Annotated in this window: 15 protein-coding genes; 11 read left to right on the forward strand and 4 right to left on the reverse strand. The window is 52.9% G+C overall.

The features are described from left to right. The first annotated feature begins 27 nt into the window (after positions 1 to 27). The 4 genes from B1C80_RS14650 to rplI all read left to right on the forward strand — a co-directional run bounded on the left by B1C80_RS14650 (position 28) and on the right by rplI (position 2,267). A complete protein-coding gene (locus B1C80_RS14650) occupies positions 28 to 969 on the forward strand; it encodes a hypothetical protein (RefSeq protein WP_077921935.1) in 942 nt (313 codons plus the stop codon). 146 nt (positions 970 to 1,115) lie between these two features. Next, on the forward strand, positions 1,116 to 1,487 hold the full coding sequence (gene rpsF, locus B1C80_RS14655) for a 30S ribosomal protein S6 (RefSeq protein WP_077921936.1): 372 nt from the start codon (positions 1,116 to 1,118) through the stop codon (positions 1,485 to 1,487). Positions 1,488 to 1,489: 2 nt separating this feature from the next. After that, positions 1,490 to 1,741: a 30S ribosomal protein S18 gene (gene rpsR, locus B1C80_RS14660; protein WP_012925715.1), complete on the forward strand. Its 252-nt coding sequence runs from the start codon at positions 1,490 to 1,492 to the stop codon at positions 1,739 to 1,741. A gap of 82 nt (positions 1,742 to 1,823) precedes the next feature. Next, positions 1,824 to 2,267, forward strand: a complete 444-nt coding sequence (rplI, locus tag B1C80_RS14665; protein WP_077921937.1) for a 50S ribosomal protein L9 — start codon at positions 1,824 to 1,826, stop codon at positions 2,265 to 2,267. Between the two features lie 51 nt (positions 2,268 to 2,318). Here the strand turns inward: rplI and B1C80_RS14670 are convergent, their stop codons facing one another. Beyond that, positions 2,319 to 2,696, reverse strand: a complete 378-nt coding sequence (locus B1C80_RS14670) for a hypothetical protein (protein ID WP_077921938.1) — start codon at positions 2,694 to 2,696, stop codon at positions 2,319 to 2,321. A 289-nt stretch (positions 2,697 to 2,985) separates the two neighbouring features. On the opposite strand from B1C80_RS14670, the gene B1C80_RS14675 reads away from it, so the two are divergent. From B1C80_RS14675 to B1C80_RS14690, 4 genes are all read left to right on the forward strand, one after another. After that, entirely contained in the window at positions 2,986 to 4,008 is a 1,023-nt protein-coding gene (locus B1C80_RS14675; protein WP_077921939.1) for a GSCFA domain-containing protein, read from the forward strand. A gap of 38 nt (positions 4,009 to 4,046) precedes the next feature. After that, entirely contained in the window at positions 4,047 to 5,150 is a 1,104-nt protein-coding gene (locus B1C80_RS14680; protein WP_077921940.1) for an Mrp/NBP35 family ATP-binding protein, read from the forward strand. Between the two features lie 41 nt (positions 5,151 to 5,191). Further along, a complete protein-coding gene (locus B1C80_RS14685) occupies positions 5,192 to 5,458 on the forward strand; it encodes a NifU family protein (protein ID WP_077922056.1) in 267 nt (88 codons plus the stop codon). A 144-nt stretch (positions 5,459 to 5,602) separates the two neighbouring features. Continuing rightward, positions 5,603 to 7,249, forward strand: a complete 1,647-nt coding sequence (locus B1C80_RS14690; protein ID WP_077922057.1) for a D-alanine--D-alanine ligase — start codon at positions 5,603 to 5,605, stop codon at positions 7,247 to 7,249. Between the two features lie 57 nt (positions 7,250 to 7,306). Here B1C80_RS14690 and B1C80_RS14695 read toward each other — a convergent pair whose 3' ends face one another. The 3 genes from B1C80_RS14695 to B1C80_RS14705 form a co-directional block, all read right to left on the reverse strand. Beyond that, on the reverse strand, positions 7,307 to 9,646 hold the full coding sequence (locus tag B1C80_RS14695; protein WP_236648796.1) for a TonB-dependent receptor: 2,340 nt from the start codon (positions 9,644 to 9,646) through the stop codon (positions 7,307 to 7,309). Positions 9,647 to 9,849: 203 nt separating this feature from the next. Further along, entirely contained in the window at positions 9,850 to 10,077 is a 228-nt protein-coding gene (locus B1C80_RS14700) for a helix-turn-helix transcriptional regulator (RefSeq protein ID WP_077921942.1), read from the reverse strand. A 7-nt stretch (positions 10,078 to 10,084) separates the two neighbouring features. Continuing rightward, positions 10,085 to 10,894: a DUF2975 domain-containing protein gene (locus B1C80_RS14705; RefSeq protein WP_161492771.1), complete on the reverse strand. Its 810-nt coding sequence runs from the start codon at positions 10,892 to 10,894 to the stop codon at positions 10,085 to 10,087. A 212-nt stretch (positions 10,895 to 11,106) separates the two neighbouring features. Between B1C80_RS14705 and B1C80_RS14710 the strand changes: the two genes are divergently transcribed. The 3 genes from B1C80_RS14710 (at position 11,107) to B1C80_RS14720 (ending at position 18,203) form a co-directional block, all read left to right on the forward strand. Next, positions 11,107 to 12,879 (forward strand): phospho-sugar mutase, encoded by a 1,773-nt coding sequence (locus tag B1C80_RS14710; protein WP_077921944.1) that lies wholly within the window; start codon positions 11,107 to 11,109, stop codon positions 12,877 to 12,879. A gap of 194 nt (positions 12,880 to 13,073) precedes the next feature. Beyond that, entirely contained in the window at positions 13,074 to 16,409 is a 3,336-nt protein-coding gene (locus tag B1C80_RS14715) for a TonB-dependent receptor (RefSeq protein ID WP_077921945.1), read from the forward strand. A gap of 81 nt (positions 16,410 to 16,490) precedes the next feature. After that, on the forward strand, positions 16,491 to 18,203 hold the full coding sequence (locus B1C80_RS14720; RefSeq protein ID WP_077921946.1) for a RagB/SusD family nutrient uptake outer membrane protein: 1,713 nt from the start codon (positions 16,491 to 16,493) through the stop codon (positions 18,201 to 18,203). The last annotated feature ends 132 nt before the right edge of the window (positions 18,204 to 18,335 follow it).

Consider the following 18,335-nt stretch of genomic DNA (forward strand, 5'->3'; position numbering starts at 1 on the left):
TAACCTCTCGGCTTACGAATGACACCCATGGAACCCCGACCCCAACCGAAGAACAACAGCCGTAGCTTTCTGCTTGCTGCCCTCTTAATTCTGGCAGCTCTCAACGTTTTATTGCTTTACTTCTGGTACCAGGAACGGCAGGACAACAAAACGAAAGACGCTACCATTGCCGCCAAAACCGAAGAGGTGCTGGTTACCAAAACCAAGCTGGATTCGATCTCGGCTCAGCTGGATGCCAAGATTGCCGAGATTCAGCAATTGGGTGGCAGCGTTGATTCGCTCCTGAAAGTTAAGGAACAACTGGAGGTCGATAAGAAAGAATTACGCAACGTCAACTCATTCGACAGCCGCAAATACGATCAGAAGATCAAGAACTACCAGGCCATACTGGTCCAAAAGGATCAGGAAATTGCCCGGCTGAAAGAAGAAAATAGTATACTCACCCAGCAGAACGAAACCCTGGCTCAGGAAAACTCGGGCCTGAAAGCCGAACGCCAGACACTGAGTGATTCGGTGGCGGCTGTGGTATCAAAAAACCAGGAATTAAGCGAGAAGGTGACCATTGCTGCGGCCCTGCGCGCGGAGAACATCACCGTCAGTGCCATCAATACCCGCGGTAAGGAACGTGACGGCGATAGCTTCAAGGCCCGGCGCATCGATAAGGTCAAGGTGGTAGTTCGGCTGGCTCCGAACGGATTGGCCAAGCAGGATGAGAAAGACCTGTATATGCGTATACTCGACCCGGCAGGGGCTGTCATCGCCGACATGGCAACGGGGTCGGGCGAGTTCACCTATAACGGACAGGGCGTCATCTATACGGCCATGCAGCGGTTTAGCTTCGATAACACCCGCCAGCAGGTTACCTTCGTATACGGGCGCGGTGGTCAGCGTTTCAACGAAGGCAAACATACGATCGAAATTTATTGTGAAGGGTTCCGCATCGGCGAAGGCTCTTTCACCGTGCGGTAATTCCTGACCAGATAGATTGTAAACGAGTGCGATTGGCGGGGCCGGTCGCACTCGTTTCGTTTTTACTGATATTTTCTGGTCGTTCTCTTTCGTGCTTCGGTGATTTTTCTTACCTTTGCGCCCTCATTTCAAACCAATTACGTACAATGTTTCCTAATAACTACGAAACGGTGTTCATTTTAACTCCCGTTTTATCTGAGATTCAGATGAAGGACGCCGTTGACAAGTTCCGCAAAGTGCTGACCGATAATGGGGCGGAGCTCGTTCACGAAGAGAATATGGGCCTGCGCAAGCTTGCCTATCCGATCCAGCACAAGAACACGGGCTACTATCAGCTTTTCGAGTTCAAAGCACCCGGCACGATCATCGAGAAACTCAACACCGAGTATCTCCGCGATGAGCGCATCATCCGTCACCTGACGGTTTCGCTCGACAAGCACGCTGTGGCCTACAACGACCGCAAGCGGAATGGACTGGTGGGAAAGAAAAAACAAACCGAAAACGCTGAGAGCAAGTAATCATGAGCCTGCAGAACGAATCAGTCTCGAAGACCGAGAACCGCAAAAAGTACGACCGCTTCAAGAAAGCCGGTATCAAATATATTGACTACAAAGACGGCAACTTCCTGCTGAAACTGCTTAACGAGCAGGGCAAAATTCTGCCCCGCCGGTTAACCGGTACCAGCCTGAAAAATCAGCGCAAAGTTGCTCAGGCCGTTAAGCGTGCTCGTCATCTTGCCATCCTGCCGTACGTCGGCGATTCATTAAAATAGTTTACGGTTTTCGGTTTACGGGTTCCTGCCTTATCGGCACTCCGTAAACTTATAAACTGTTAACCGAAAACTTTTTTCATAAATGGACATCATCCTAAAAACCGACATCGCCGGTCTGGGCTATAAAAATGACACCGTAACGGTGAAGCCAGGCTACGGCCGCAACTACCTGATCCCGCAGGGGTATGCGATCATGGCAACAGACTCGAACAAAAAAATCGTTGCTGAAAACATCCGTCAGGCAGCTCACAAAGCGGAGAAAATCAAGAACGACGCCCAGTCGCTGGCCGACAACATTGGAGACCTGACGCTGACCATTCCTGCCAAAGCAGGGGAAAGCGGCAAGATCTTCGGACGCGTGACCAACACCCAGGTAGCTGACGCGCTGCGTGAGAAAGGCTTCGACATCGATCGCAAGAAAATTGCGGTTGACGATGTGAAGACCCTGGGCTCGTACGAAGCCGTACTCGACCTGCACAAAGAGGTGAAGCACACGGTGAAATTTGAGGTAGTATCGGCTGAATAAGCGACTACACAATCTCCAGAAAAGGCCCGGCATTTGTTGGGCCTTTTCTGTTTAGTTCAGGCTCGTTTGCTCAATGAGTCCGTAATACAGCTCGAGCGGGGCCTTGCTGTTCTGAAACGCCAGCTGAATTTCGTCAAACGCTTTCCCGTTTTTGAATCGAATATGCCGCCAGTCGTCAGGGACCAGTAGCTTCAGGGTTTCGCATAAAGTCAGTTGACCCGCATTCTGATAGTACGCCAGCTTATTTTTTTCGGCAACCGTTCGATACAGCACATCCCGGGCCCGAACCGACAGCGTTAAATCCCGCAGCCGAAGCTTGGGAAGCTGGTCTATGAAGCGCTGCCGACGGTCAATTTCTTCATGAGCCTGTTCAATAAGTTGGTATAAAGAATCGAAACTAAGGGCTTTGACGCGTTTATCAAGTGACATGCTGGCCGGAAAAGTGGAGTAATTAAGTTGCTCAAATATATAAATCGTAAACCAAAAAGAAACTTTATCTTCATTTGCACAATAAATTTTATCAAGTCATATGTGCATTTTATCGTAATCTCGCATTGATGCGTGCTACTTCCCCTGACGAACGATACTGAAGGGAAGTAACGCGATAATATAAACTTACATACTAATCCACGCTACACCGTCTGACTATGAGTCAATTACCCATCAACAATTACTCTCTTCAGCGGACCTAAACGGACCTGGTTATTGTTAGTTTAGTATGCATTTTCACACTGAATTAACGCCGGTGCCTATTCCGCATCCAATCGGTTTAACTAGCCGAATCGTAACGCTGGGCTCCTGTTTTGCCGAAGTTATGGGACGCCGACTGGCCGATCATAAGCTGATGGTGCTTAACAATCCTTTTGGTACGCTTTTTAACCCGGTGTCGCTGGTGAAGCTGGTCAGTATGGCACTGGATGGCGCTACACCCGATGAAACGCGCTACGTTAACCGCGATGGCGTATGGTTTCATTACGATTTCCATTCTTCGCTATGGGCCCGGAGTCAGCCTGAACTGCGCGATTCCTTACAAAATGTACTTGCCGAAACGGGCGCTTTCCTTCGCACGGCAGATTACCTGCTGCTGACCCTTGGCTCAGCCCTGGTTTACCGACACCTCGAAACCGGTCAGGTTGTTGCCAGCTGCCACAAAATGCCCGGGGCTTTGTTTCAAAAATATATGTATTCATACGAGTACATGATGGATGACATGAAGCACCTGCTCAAGCGATTACACCGGGCCAACCCGAAGCTCAGGGTCATCCTGACGGTTAGTCCGGTTCGTCACACGCGCGATACGCTTCCCTTGAATTCGGCAAGCAAGGCGACCCTGCGGATAGTTGCCCACGAGCTAACCCTTTGGCACGACTGGGTTCAGTACTTCCCGGCTTACGAGATTATGCTGGACGATCTGCGTGACTATCGCTTCTACGAAGCGGATCTGATTCACCCCAACTCCCAGGCCCACGACTATATTTTCGAAAAGTTTGCTGCAAGTGCCTTCGATGACGAACTTCGCGCCTTCGTTGCCGACTGGAAAGCGGTCTCAACTTCCCTGGCGCACCGCCCACTTTATGGCACGGATTCATCCGCTTATCAGCAGTTTCTGATCCGGTTGCGGGAGAAGCTCGAAAAGCTGTCCGGGTCTGTTGACGTTTCAACGGAACTGGCAGAAGTACAAAGCCGTTTAACAGGGCAGAAGAACCAGGATTATGAACCGGGAGAGAAGCAATCTGCCTAGTAGCTGTCATCCTGCTGTTTGCCCCCTCCAGAAAAAATATGTCTGACTACCGATTACATAAAGAAGCCGTTCTACGCGCGCTTGGTACTGTTGAAGAACCGGATCTGAAGCGGGATATCGTATCGCTCGGGATGGTTAAAGAAATAACGCTCGGGATCGACTCGGTACGCTTTACCGTTGTGCTGACTACCCCGGCCTGTCCGCTGAAAGAAGTGATTCGCAAGCGCTGCGAAGATGCCATCCATGCGCACATAGGTCCTGACATAACCGTTACGATTGATATGACATCGGATGTGACGTCAACCCGGATGAACGCACCCACTTTACCGGGCGTTAAAAACATCATTGCGGTATCGTCGGGCAAAGGGGGCGTGGGTAAGTCGACGGTGACGGCTAACCTGGCGATTGCTCTGCACAAATCGGGGGCTAAAGTAGGCATTATCGATGCGGACATCTACGGCCCTTCTATTCCGACCATGTTTGGAGCCGAGGATATGCAGCCGCGGATTTTTCAGGTAGACGGGCAAACCCGTATGGAGCCGATCCGCCAGTTTGGCATCAAGCTGCTATCGATGGGCTTTCTGGTTGCCCCCGGACAGGCTATTATCTGGCGCGGTACCATGGCCGGCCGGGCATTGCAGCAGTTCTTCTCGGATGCAGACTGGGGTGAGCTCGATTATCTGCTGATCGACCTGCCGCCGGGAACGGGCGACATTCACCTGACACTCGTACAGACCGTTCCGGTAACCGGAGCAATCATCGTTACAACCCCGCAGAAAGTGGCGCTGGCCGACGCGACAAAGGGCTTAGCCATGTTCCAGCAGCCGCAAATCAACGTACCTATTCTGGGGGTCATCGAAAATATGTCGTTCTTTACCCCGGCCGAATTACCCGACCACCAGTACTTTATTTTTGGCAAAGGCGGGGGTCGCCAGTTGGCCGAGCAGTTCAGCGTTCCGTTGCTGGGGCAGATTCCGCTCGTACAAAGCATCCGCGAAGCTGGCGATGAGGGCAGGCCAGCTATTAGTGTTGGCGAGCCCGTTGCCTCCGAAGCGTTCCAGGCTACAGCCGAAGCCCTGGCCCAACAGGTAGCCATCCGCAACGCAACTGTCGACCGAACAAAGCGGGTCGAAGTTGCATAAAACCCCGACACCCTGTAACTTTACCGTAAATGCAGAATTTCATGGAGACGGCAGTCAACAACGACCATTTGATTGAGAAAATAGAACGTGCGCTGGACAGCATGCGCCCTTATCTGGCTGCAGACGGCGGCAACGTGAAAGTACTCGAGGTTACCGACGATAAAGTGGTGCGTCTGGAACTAATGGGCACCTGTGGTTCATGCCCAATGTCGGCCATGACGTTCAAAGGTGGTTTGGAAGAAGCCATTCTGAAAGCCGTGCCGGAAATCACGAAAGTAGAAGCAATCAACATTACCCCCGCTTTTTAACAAAGCCGGTTTAGCCAGATTCAGGCCAGTACTTGCTGGACCTGCCCGATCTTATACGGTACCGGTCTTTAGGAATACATCAGCCGCTTGTTTTAAACAGGCGGCTTTTTTGTTTCTTTGTGGGTAGCAATATCCCTCAAATCTGTGAAAATAGGCATTTTCTTCGGTGGTCCGGCGCGGGAGCGCGAAGTATCGTTTGCTGGTGGACGTACCGCGCTGGCAAATCTGGACAAAGGGCTTTTTGAGCCAGTACTCGTATTCGTCGATGGTCGCGGCCGCTTTCGGCTGGTTAAACCCGAGTTTTTACGATCGCCTTCGCTGCGCGATACGCTCCCTGCCGACAGCTCGGGGTTTTCGGTCTATGATGAATCGCTCAGTCCGGATGCCCTGGAGGCCACGCTGCCCGAACTCCGGCCTGAACAGTTCAGCTCCCATTTCGATCTGGCATTCCTGGCCATGCACGGCCCCGATTGTGAAGACGGGGCTATTCAGGGATTGCTCGAATGGTACAAAATGCCGTATACGGGTCCCGGTCTGGTTGGCTCAGCGGTAGGCATCAATAAAATTCTTCAGAATGAGTTGATCGCGCTGGCCAATGGGCAGCAGAAAAAAACGGCGACCATCAGCCGGGATGCTTACGAGCGGGCCGATAAAGCGCAGTTTTTCCAATCCCTGACCGAGCACCTGGGCCTGCCCATTGTCGTAAAAGCCCCCCACCAGGGTTCCAGCATTGGTGTTGCCATTGTACGGGAAGCCGATCTGACGCAGTTCTGCCGGGCTGTTGAACAATGCTTTTTTACCATGACCGTACAGCCCGATGGCTGGTCGAAACTCAGTGCCTGGGGTGAGCTGGCGGCCGACGAAAAGCGGGAGCTGGCGCAGCGCATGGTCAGCCTCGACGCCGGGATCAGCTTTCCGGTGGTTGTTGAGCAGACGGGGCAGGTGATTACTCACCCGGCCCAGTTGATTGAAGTACTTGACGAACGGCAGGGACAGCCTACCCGACTGGCCTCGGTCAATGCCGAAGACGAAGTTCTTTTCGAGGAGTTTATTCGTGGACAGGAGTTTTCCTGTGGCGTTATTCAGGACGATGATCAGATGGCCGTTGCCCTGCCCCCTACCGAGATATACAACGCGGAAGCCTTCGACTTCGAAACCAAATACAAAACCAACGTAGCCAAAAAGCGGATTCCGGTCGGTACGAGTCTCGAAAATAACCGCAAGATCCAGCTTGCCGTTGCCGAAGTTTTTACCAAACTGGGCATCAACGTCTACTCGCGCATCGACGGCTTCCTGACGCCCGACAACCGGGTACTGCTCCACGACCCAAACACCATTCCGGGTATGTCGCCGACCTCCCTGATCTTCAAACAAATGGCGGAGATCGGGCTGAACCTGGCCAACTCGCTGACCTACCTGATTCGCCAGTCGCTCCGCGAGCGGATCCGAACGGGTAAAGATACCTACCGGCTCAAAAGCCTCCTGGCCAGCCTGGACGCCCAGCTGGCCGACCGGAAAGCAAACCCACTACCCGAGCGGGTTATCTCGTTTGGCGAAAGTGACGAGTCGTTTGCCAACGCTAAGCAGCAGTATCATGAACTGGCAGCCAGTGGTACGGTACGGCCAGTATTGCAATACATCAAAAATAAAACCGAGAGCCACGAGGTCCCGGTCTATTGTTTATTCAGGGAAACGATTGTGGAGCTGGAAGCGGCTCTGAACGACCCCCGTCATCCGCTGCTGATTGAAACAACCGAACGTACGGCCCATATCACTTCCCGCTACATCTAAGCCTATTTACCCGTTCTGGCAGACGAACGCACCTGTTTGCCTGCCAGAACGGCGTTTTTACCAGTGGTACGACAGCGTAGTCGAGAACGTGCGGGGAGCAATCGGATTCACACTGTTGTCATCGTGAATCTGGTAACTCAGCACATTGAGCAGATTCGACAACTTGGCCCGAACCGAGAACCGCGCCAGCGAATACCCGACCGATGCGTCGAGTTGCGTATAGGCAGCCACCGGAATCAAGCGGTAGGTGTCGTTATTCACCGTCAGACGAGTTGACCGACCGGCCACGCGCTCACCCATGTAGAAGGCGGTCAACCCAGCGTTCAGCCCTTTGGCCCAGCCCGCCCGCTGCACGGTGTAATAGACACTGGCGTTGGCCGTATGATTGGGGTTGTACCGGAGCAGGCTGCCAACAATGTAAATGTTACTGGCCGTGTACCTGGTCTGGTTGTAGCTGTAGCCTCCCAGCAGGGAGAAACCACCCATCTGCCTGGTTTTAAGATCGACTTCAACACCCCGGCTTGTCACCTCACCGGCCAGTTCTCTGATGCTACTGTTGGTGTTTCCGTTGGCCAGGCTGGTTTGCGCCAGATTACTGTTTTTGATTTGATAAACAGTTACGTTAGCCGACAGGAACCCATTCAGCAGATCGTTTTTTATACCGGCTTCATATTGATCGATAAATGATGGCGGAAGCGCATTTCCGGCTACGTCAACTCCCGTGTTGGTATTGAACGAATTGGCGTAACTGACAAACAGCGACGTGGTCGGGATGGGCTGATACACGAGCCCAAGACGTGGCGTAACGGCCCCGTCGAACGTGGTAACGGCGGTTGTTTTGCTGTCGGCATACGTCAGCACCTGGCTACCGGTCTGCTGATAGCTGTAGCGGAGGCCAGCCAGCAGCTTAATTTTAGTGGAGAAGGCAATCAGATCCTGCGCATATATGCCAACCCGATTGATGGGAGCCTGCGTCAGGCTACGAGCGGTCAGCGTAGGGATGTCTGTACGCTGCCGGTACTGATTCGGATTGTAGATGTTGATGGTGTCATAAACAGCCAGCGGATTGAAAGCAGTGGTGCTGGTCCGATACTGGTCGGCATCAGCGCCGAGGAGTACGGTGTGTTTGATAGCTCCGGTAGTGACCTGACCGGTAAGATCGACCTGACCAATCCAGTAGGTTTCGGCTACTTCTGACCGTTGCAGGCCCCGTATCCAGCGGCCATCCGTACGAATAAACTGACCGCCATTGGGGCGCTGGCTGGCAAATTGTTCACTGTTGTACCGCTGTCCGGAAGCCAGTGCCCGAACCTGCCAGTTCTGGCTGAGCTGGTGTGTCAGGGTAGCCGTGGCACTCCGCTGCTCAATCCGGTTATAGCCCCAGGGCACGCCCAGAAAGCGATTTCGTGGGATGTCGGCAATGGTGTAGTTAACCGCGCCCGTACCGAAATCGGCGGTCCGATCATCATACAGATAGTCGCCTTCGAGCAACAAACTTGTTTTGGGAGCCAGGTTGATGAGTAATGACGGATTTACGTAGAACCGCTTGCTCTTCACCTCGTCCCGGAAACTGTTGCCCTGCTCGTAGGTGGTGTTGAGTCGATACGCGACCCGCTCCCCTTTCCCGATTCCGCCATACACGTCTATGATAGGCTTAACGAAGCCAAAGCTGCCTAAACGCACCGAGGCCGAACCGCCCGACTGAAACTGAGGCTTTTTGGTAACCAGATTGATGATACCGCCAGCCGCTACATTACCGAACAGGATAGCACCGCTGCCTTTCAGGACTTCTACCCGCTCCAGGACGCTGATCTCCGGCATGGCTGCATTATTGAAGCGCGCGCCGTTCTTGAAGGTGTTGCTGCTGTTGAACGCGAACCCGCGGCCTGCCAGTTCTTCCTGGGTACCACTGGCCGTACCCATCACATAAACGCCGTTGGTGTTCATTAGCACGTCGCTCAGGCGCAGCGTCTGCTGGCGTTCGAGTACCTCACGTTCTACCACCGCCACAGCCTGAGGCAGGTCGAGCGGACGGATGGCCACCTTGCCAACGCTGACGGGCTTCTGATTGTCACTCTTGAAACCCTTTACCTGTACTTCATTCAACTGCCGGGCCGTTTCAGCCAGCGCAAACTGAATGTCGGCCGACCGACCGGCCGTTACCTTTACGGATTGCTCCTGAGGCTGCAAGCCAACAAACGTAGCAACCAGCGTGTACTCGCCCGCTGGCAAATGACGCAGGGTGAAATTGCCTTCTTCGGTGGATACGGTCCCCTTGTTGGTTCCTTTTACCGAGATACTGACAAAAGGAGCAGGCTTCCGATCGCTGGTGTACACCCGACCACGCACCGACCCCGCCGGAACGGGCGGCCCATCTTCTGCCAGTACAAGTTGCACACTGAATAAAACCGTTAAAACTATAGTTAAAAAAGAGGAAGGTAAACGGTACAAGTGCATGTAATTTTAATTTAGATTAATTCTTTACAGCGCAAAAGTGGCACTTATTTAGAATTCATCCAAACAACTACGAAACAAAAAAAACAGACTTGTCTACGGCACCTGTTAGAATAAATACCCTATTGAATGAACTCACTAATTCTTCACCTATCAACCAGTTCGAGCTCAGTTTCTACGTATTCCAGCAAGTCACCGGGTTGGCAGTCAAGGGCCCTGCAAAGCGCTTCCAGTGTCTCAAACCGTATGGCTTTTGCTTTGCCCGTTTTCAGAATAGACAGGTTCGCCAGGGTGATACCGACCCGATTGGCCAGTTCGGTCAGCGACATTTTACGTCGGGCCATCATAACATCGACATTGACGACTATAGGCATATTGCAGTCAGATGGTTAGTTCATGTTCCTGCCTGAGTTGCAGACCATAGGTAAAAACATGAGCTAGTGTAAGTATCACGGCTCCTACGAAAAAGGTTGCACTCCCGGCCGGCCAGCCCCAGCCAAGGCGTACCGTCGGGCTCATGACCAACCCATAGTCCAAAAGGGCAGTACGCACATACCAGAACTTAAGCACGTGGATAATGAATTCAGACAAACCATACCCCATGAATAGCCACCCGATAGTAGTTAACCGGCTCACTTGCTGTTGCTCAAAAAAACCTCTCTGGGTTATCCCATCAAACAAACGCTTACCCATGTACGTAATGACCACGGTCAGGACAATCGTAAGCAGAGGATATACGATGGTCAGCAGGATTACCGGCAACGGTAATGTCCTGAAGTCAGCCCAGCTACTCCACCTGTACTCCAGGTGATGCGTGGAAGAGGCTGAAGGCGCTTTCGAAATATAAACGGCCGATGTATTATCTATTCTGACAGGCAAAGGCGTTTTTAGAAAGGTAGCCCATTTTGTATAGTGAACATGCCGCCAGTAAGGATTTACCGTAGCGTTTATCTCCAGATAAGAAGACATCCAGCTATTCGGTTCCTCGTTGTTCCGCTGCTGTTTTGATAAAGGTGACTGCGTTTTTGATAACTGCTGACCCTGATCAGCTTCCGGCTCACCCGGCTTCTGCACTCTGATAACAGACGAGGTTGGGTGAGTTGACCGAACGAACAAAACAATTCCTATGGGGGTCATCACAAACAGAAACAGCAACTCCCCGTAGAACAGCATCGTGAGAAGCCGTTGCATGAACCTGATTAATCGACTTGATTTCATCCTGCGGATTCAGATTAAACTGATAGACAAGTTTCAATAAAAATTTATTCCAAATCAATAAATTTTTATCATAAAGCACAACATGCCGTGAAATCCTTAGCGTAACCTACCTATCGGATTTGCGGGGTAGCGGTGTAATCGTAATTTTGGCCACAAATAATTGACTCTTACGATCAACCTTCAATATGACAGCACAAACCCTTGATTCAGCTACTCAGCAGCGTGTAGAGCAATGGCTCGGCGGCAATTACGATGCCGACACCAAAGAAGCGATTCAGCACCTGCTCGATGCGGGTAACTTCAATGAACTTACCGATTCGTTCTACCGGGATCTGGAATTTGGTACGGGTGGCTTACGGGGTGTACTGGGCGTGGGGTCTAACCGCATGAACCGATACACCGTAGGAGCAGCTACACAGGGGCTTTGCAACTACATCAATCGGTACGCCGAAGCGGCCGCTTTCCCCGGCCAGGACATCAGTGTCGCCATCGCTCACGACAGCCGTCGGATGAGCCCGGAGTTTGCCCGGTTAGTAGCCGATATTTTTTCGGCCAATGGCATCAAAGTCTACCTCTTCAGCGCCCTGCGCCCTACTCCCGAACTCTCGTTTGCCATCCGCCAGTTGGGTTGCCAGAGTGGTATTGTCGTTACGGCTTCCCACAACCCGCCCGAATACAACGGCTATAAAGTTTACTGGAACGACGGTGCTCAGGTGGTAGCCCCCCATGATAAAGCTATCATTGCCGAAGTAAACAAGATCACCTCGGTCGACGATATTAAGTTTGACGGGGTTCCGGAACGCATCCAGCTGATCGACGAAGAAATCGATGCGCCCTACATCGAGCGGATAAAGTCGAACGCGGTCAATCCGGATGTGATCAAGCGACAGGCCGATCTGAACATTGTCTTTACGCCTATTCACGGTACGGGAATCACGCTGGTTCCGCGGGCGCTGGAAGCCCTGGGCTTCACCAACGTGCATATCGTCAGCGAACAGGCAACGCCAGACGGTAATTTCCCGACGGTGAAGTCGCCGAACCCCGAAGAGCGGGCCGCTATGCAGCTGGCTCTGGATATGGCCCTGGCCATCAATGCCGATCTGGTGATTGCAACCGACCCCGACGCTGACCGGGTCGGCGCCGGCGCACGCAATCACCATGGCGAGTTTGAGCTGCTGAACGGCAACCAGATGGCCAGCCTGATCATCTACTACCTGCTGAATGCCTGGCGCGATGCCGGCAAGCTGACGGGTAAGGAGTTCGTTGCCAAGACGATCGTCACGACCGATCTGATTGACCGGATGTGCGAACGCTACGGGGTAAACTGCTACAACACCCTTACCGGCTTCAAATACATCGCCGAAGTGATCCGCGAACTGGAAGGCAAAGAACAGTTTATTGGTGGTGGCGAAGAAAGCTACGGCTACCTGATCGGTGATTTCGTTCGGGACAAAGATGCGGTGGCCAGCTGCGCCATGATTGCCGAACTGACAGCGTATGCGAAGGACCGTGGGCAGAGTCTGTTCGATATGCTGATGGCCATGTATCAGGAGAACGGGTTTTTCTACGAAGCCCTCGTTTCCATTACCAAGAAGGGAAAGAGTGGCGCTGAAGAAATTCAGGAAATGATGGCCGGTTTCCGGGCTAATCCACCCAAGGAGATTGCCGGATCGCCGGTTGTTCGGATCGATGACTACAAAGCGCTGACCCGGACTGACGCGCAGGGCCAGAGCTCGCCCATCGAAGCCGGCAAAATGGGCATCGAATCGTCGAATGTGCTTCAGTTCATTACCGCCGACGGCACTAAAGTGTCGGCCCGGCCCAGCGGCACCGAGCCTAAAATCAAGTTTTACGTCAGTGTGGTGGAGCCACTGGCGAGTAAAGAAGCGTTCGATGATACCTATGCGCAGCTAAAAGCTAAAGTACAACGGGTTATTGACGAGCTGAAGTTAATTTAAGCCAAAACTAACGTCCTGGAAAGCCGCCCGTCGGCTGTTTGCGCAAGCAGACAGTTGACGGGCGGCTTTTAGTTTTATCACAATTTTACTGAAAATACTTATAAAAAACTGTTAGAAATAGTCGATAGACTACTTTTTCGATTAATACTCTAGTAGTATTACTCAATTCAACCTATCTAATTATATTTTCTATCATGAAGAACGCTTACCAAAAAGCGTGTCGGGTACTGCCATTACTTTTCGTTAGTTGGCTACTCTGCACCGGGGCTTTTGCCCAGGAACGCCGTATCACGGGTCGCGTGACAGACGGTAATGATAACAGCCCATTACCCGGGGCCAATGTCGTCGTAAAAGGTACCCAAACAGGTATGGTTACCGATGCCAATGGGCAGTTCATCCTCAACGTCCCATCCGGCCGAAATGTACTGACCATCTCGGCCATTGGTTTCACCGGACAGGAAGTTACCATCGGAAACCGGACGGAGGTTAATGTGGTACTCGCTGCGGACATCAAGACGCTGAATGAAGTAGTGGTTACCGGGTATGGCGCGCAGTCGAAACGTGATATTACGGGTGCGGTAGCTACCGTAAACACCCGTGAATTACTGTCCGTACCAGCCACTAACGTAGCTCAGGCGCTACAGGGGCGGGTTGCGGGCGTAACCGTCGGCAACGAAAACTCGCCGGGTGGTGGGGTTATCGTTCGAATCAGGGGATTTGGTACCCTGAACGACAATTCACCGCTCTACATCATTGATGGTGTACCTACCAAAGGCAACCTGAACACCCTGAACCAGAACGATATCGAGTCACTTCAGGTGCTGAAAGATGCCGCAGCGGCTTCACAATACGGCGCCCGGGCTGGTAACGGGGTCGTTATCATTACCACCAAAAAGGGGAAAGCAGGAAAGCCGAAACTCACCTACGATGCTTATTACGGCACTCAGCGTCATGGGAAGCTATTGGAGCTACTGAATACCCAGCAATATGCCAACCTATGGTGGGAGTCGCGCCGAAACTCTGGTATTCTGGTAAACGGAAACCCCCGAAATGCCCAGTTCGGAAACGGCCCCCAGCCTGTTATTCCAGATTACATATTCCCCGACGGAGCCATGAACGGCGACCCGCGTGTTGACCCGGCCAACTACTCGACCGATATCGACGCGCCCGAATTTCGACGAACCAAATGGCTCATCACCAAAGCTAACAAAGAAGGCACCAACTGGATGGAGGAAATCTTCAATCCGGCCGCGATTCAGAACCACCAGCTGGGCGTATCGGGCGGCACTGAGGGAGGCCGTTACGCCATTTCGCTCAACTACTTCAACCAGGAGGGGATCATGAAGTATACGGGCTACAAGCGCTATTCGGCCCGGGCCAATACCGAGTTTAACGTGAGCAAGCGGGTCCGGATTGGCGAAAACCTACAGGTCGCCTACGCCGAGCGTATTGGCGGTCCCTTCTCTACCCGGGGTATTGCCAGTAACCAGAGCGAGAGCAATGCCGTATCGTTTGCTTATCGGATGCAGCCTATTATTCCGGTATACGATATAATGGGAAACTTTGCCGGCACGAAGGGGGGGGATCTCGATAATGCCCGGAACCCGGTATCGGATCTGTACAGAAACCGGACCAACATCAACAAAGAAACCCGCTTGTTTGGTAACGCCTATGCCGAAGTCGATATCCTGAAAAACCTGACGGCTCGTACCAGCTTTGGCCTCGACTATAACCTGTTCAACGTGCGCGTTTATACCCCCCGCGACTTTGAATCGTCTGAGTCGGCCGGTACCAATCAGCTCCAGACACGTAGCGACTACGAGGCTACCTGGACCTGGACCAACACGCTGAACTATAATACGACCCTGTTCAACAAGCTTAAGCTAAACGTTATTGCCGGTACGGAGTCGATCAAGAACTATTACGAGTTCCTGAACGCCGTACGGAGCCGCTTCGCTACCGATGATCTGAACAACCAGTATCTGGCGGCTGGTAATGCGGGTACGCAGACCAACGACGGAAGCGCTACCTACTGGCGTTTAGCTTCCGAATTTGCCGTTGCCAACTTTTCCTACAACGACAAATACCTGCTGAGCGGTACGATCCGGAGAGACCGTTCGTCCCGTTTCGCGCCTGATTTCCGGATCGCATACTTCCCCGCCGTATCCGGCGGATGGCGGATTTCGGAGGAAAACTTCATGAAAAATAGCACGTCGGGTTGGCTGAGCGATCTGAAATTACGGGCCAGCTGGGGTCAGACAGGTAACCAGGAGATTGGTAACTTTAACCCGTATACTTTCTACGGCACCAGTCCGGCCAATAGTTTCTACGACCTGAACGGCTCGCGTACGTCAGCCCTGCAGGGATATGATCTATTCCAGTTCGGAAATGCCGAAGCCAGGTGGGAAACGACCACCCAGACCGACTTCGGCTTCGACGCGTCACTGCTGAAAGGCAAAGTCGATGTTAATTTCGACTGGTTCAACCGCGTCACGACAGATGCACTCTTTCCCGTTGAACTACCCTTTACGGCTGGTAACGCCACGAACCCCTTCCGGAACATTGCTTCGTTCCGCAACCGGGGTATTGAACTCAATATTGCCTATAACGGCAAAGCGCTGGCCAATGAGTTGACCTATACCCTATCGGGCAATCTGTCAACCTACCGTAACGTCGTTCTGTCGACGAACGGTGACCCCAATACGCAGTACTTCGGTTTTGCCACCCGCCTGCCGGCCATGACGGTTACCCAGCAGGGTTTCCCCATCTCATCGTTCTTTGGCTACATAGTGGACGGCATCAACAACAGCCCACAGGAAGCCGCTGCCGGCCCCATCTGGAAAGGGTATAACGACGTCGTTACGTACCGCAACGCTGATGGAACCGGCGTTATCGGCGCTGGCACATTCCGGTATCGCGATATCAATGGCGATGGGCTCATCACCCCCGCCGACCGCACAATCATTGGCTCGCCCCACCCTAAGTTCAGCTATGGCCTGAACCTGAGTGTCAACTACAAAAACTTCGGGTTGCAGGTATTCGGTCAGGGCGTTTACGGCAACGACCTCTTCAACTACGTCCGGTACTGGACGGATTTCCCGACGTTTGGCGGCAACCGGAGCATCCGGATGTACGAACAGTCGTGGCGCCCGGGGGCCGACAACAGCAACGCCAAGCTACCCATCGTACGGGCTGCTGACAACGTAAGCTCGGTACCGTCTACCTATTACCTGGAGTCGGGCTCATACCTGCGGATGCGTAACATCCAGCTATCGTATAACCTGCCCCGGTCGCTGATGAACCGCCTGGGCATGGGGTCGGCTCAATTCTACATTCAGGGCCAGAACCTGCTTACGGTCACCAACTACACCGGTATGGATCCGGAGATTAACGTTCGCAACTCGCAGGGAGCTGTTTCGGGCAACACCGGTACAACAGCCGGTCAGAACCAGGACCGCCATATCGGCGTCGATGAAGGGCTTTACCCGGTTGCCAAATCGGTTCTGGTTGGCCTAAGCCTAAGCTTCTAACCTAGTAGCGATCAGGTACCTGTATCGCCAGCCTGCCAGTTCTGGTACGGCTTAGCAGGTCCATAATCCCTTATACTAATCATGAAAAAGACAATCATACTTTCTTCATTATTGGCCGTATTCCTGGTGAGCGGCTGCAAGGATGAATTTCTTGACGTAAAACCACCGGCCGTATTCGACGAAGCCGGTCTGCAAAACCGGGCCGGGGTCAACTTCCTGCTGGTTGGGGCTTATTCTATGCTCGACGGCGTTGGCTCTGGTGCTACTTCCTGGCACGGTTCTGCCGATAACTGGATCTACGGTACGGTAGCCGCTGACGATGCCTACAAAGGATCAACATCGGGCGACCAGCCTGAGATCACATTCATCGAGATCAAGAATATTTTGTCAGACAACTCCCACTTCCGGGGCAAATGGCGAACCGTATACGATGGGGTAGCCCGATCAAACGACGTCCTGCGGATTGTGGAGAAAGCTGCCGATCTACCTGAAGCGGAGAAAGTGCAGATTCGTGCTCAGGCCCGCTTCCTCCGCGCCTGGTATCATTTTGAAGCGAAGCGGATGTTCAATATGGTGCCCTACCTGGATGAGAAAACCTATAATCCGGAAGATCCCAACAGCACCAAAATACCGAACGACAAAGATATCTGGCCCAACATCGAAGCTGATCTCAAGTTCGCTTACGACAACTTACCCGGTACTCAGTCGCAGCCGGGCCGGGCTACGAAATGGGCGGCCGCGGCTACGCTGGCCAAAGCCCAGATGCACCAGAAGAAATGGAGCGATGCCAAAACCCTGCTGACCGCCATTGTAAGCAGTGGTCGGTACCGGCTCATGGAGCGGTATCACGATAACTTCCGGGCCGCCACCAACAACAATGCCGAATCGGTACTGGAAGCGCAGAACTCGGTGAACGACGGGGCAGGCGGGGGCGAAAATGGGAACAGCGGAGCCACGCTCAACTACCCATACGCCGGACCGACGACCTGCTGCGGGTTTTTCCAGCCCTCGCAGAACCTCGTCAATGCGTATAAAACTGACGCCAACGGGCTGCCGCTGCTGACAACCTTCAACGATGCTGACGTGACCAACGATCAGGGTATCGAGGCCAACCAGCCTTTTACCCCCTACGCGGGTAGCGTTGACCCTCGCCTGGACTGGACAGTGGGCCGGCGGGGTATTCCTTTCCTCGACTGGGGTCCCATGCCGGGCAAATCGTGGATTCGGGATCAGGGTAATGGAGGCCCTTACGTTTCTAAAAAACACCTCTTCTACCGGTCTGACGTGGGTACTAACACTTTTGCCAACAACTCGCGCCTGAATGCCAACAACACCCGGCTAATCCGCTACGCCCACGTACTGCTCATGCTGGCCGAATGCGAGATCGAACTGAATAACCTGGAAGCGGCCAGAGGACTGGTCAACCAGATCCGCAAACGGGCGGCCAACCCCGATGGGTTTGTAAAAAATGCGGATGGTACCAATGCAGCTAACTACGTAATCAAAGAATACACCGCCCCCTGGACCGATGCCAGCGTGGCCAGAAACGCGCTCCGGTTCGAAACGCGCCTGGAGCTGGCCCTGGAGGGCCACCGTTTCTTCGATCTGGTACGCTGGGGTATTGCCGACCAGGTCTTGAACGCGTATATGCAGAAGGAAGCCCGACTGCGCCCTTACTTCACCGGCGCTACGTTTATCAAAGGCAAACACGAATACTACCCGATTCCGCTGCTGGAGATTACGAATAGTGCCATCAATGGAAAACCTGTACTGAAGCAGAATCCGCAGTACTAGGCAAACCCGCTAATCAGCATCCCTGCTGGGACTGCCAAAGACCAACAACGGTGTAGGTGAGTAAAATACATCAACCATCATCTTGTTAGTCTACGGAAGTTATGGCGGGGATGCTGCTTTCCGTTCGTCTCT

The organism is Spirosoma sp. 209, assembly GCF_002006735.1.
Classification (GTDB): domain Bacteria; phylum Bacteroidota; class Bacteroidia; order Cytophagales; family Spirosomataceae; genus Spirosoma; species Spirosoma sordidisoli.

Coding starts and splice junctions, on each gene's coding strand:
- B1C80_RS14650 (WP_077921935.1), top strand. CDS start 28: ATGGAACCCCGACCCCAACCGAAGAACAACAGCCGTAGCTTTCTGCTT.
- rpsF (WP_077921936.1), top strand. CDS start 1,116: ATGTTTCCTAATAACTACGAAACGGTGTTCATTTTAACTCCCGTTTTA.
- rpsR (WP_012925715.1), top strand. CDS start 1,490: ATGAGCCTGCAGAACGAATCAGTCTCGAAGACCGAGAACCGCAAAAAG.
- rplI (WP_077921937.1), top strand. CDS start 1,824: ATGGACATCATCCTAAAAACCGACATCGCCGGTCTGGGCTATAAAAAT.
- B1C80_RS14670 (WP_077921938.1), bottom strand. CDS start 2,696: ATGTCACTTGATAAACGCGTCAAAGCCCTTAGTTTCGATTCTTTATAC.
- B1C80_RS14675 (WP_077921939.1), top strand. CDS start 2,986: ATGCATTTTCACACTGAATTAACGCCGGTGCCTATTCCGCATCCAATC.
- B1C80_RS14680 (WP_077921940.1), top strand. CDS start 4,047: ATGTCTGACTACCGATTACATAAAGAAGCCGTTCTACGCGCGCTTGGT.
- B1C80_RS14685 (WP_077922056.1), top strand. CDS start 5,192: ATGGAGACGGCAGTCAACAACGACCATTTGATTGAGAAAATAGAACGT.
- B1C80_RS14700 (WP_077921942.1), bottom strand. CDS start 10,077: ATGCCTATAGTCGTCAATGTCGATGTTATGATGGCCCGACGTAAAATG.
- B1C80_RS14705 (WP_161492771.1), bottom strand. CDS start 10,894: ATGCAACGGCTTCTCACGATGCTGTTCTACGGGGAGTTGCTGTTTCTG.
- B1C80_RS14710 (WP_077921944.1), top strand. CDS start 11,107: ATGACAGCACAAACCCTTGATTCAGCTACTCAGCAGCGTGTAGAGCAA.
- B1C80_RS14715 (WP_077921945.1), top strand. CDS start 13,074: ATGAAGAACGCTTACCAAAAAGCGTGTCGGGTACTGCCATTACTTTTC.
- B1C80_RS14720 (WP_077921946.1), top strand. CDS start 16,491: ATGAAAAAGACAATCATACTTTCTTCATTATTGGCCGTATTCCTGGTG.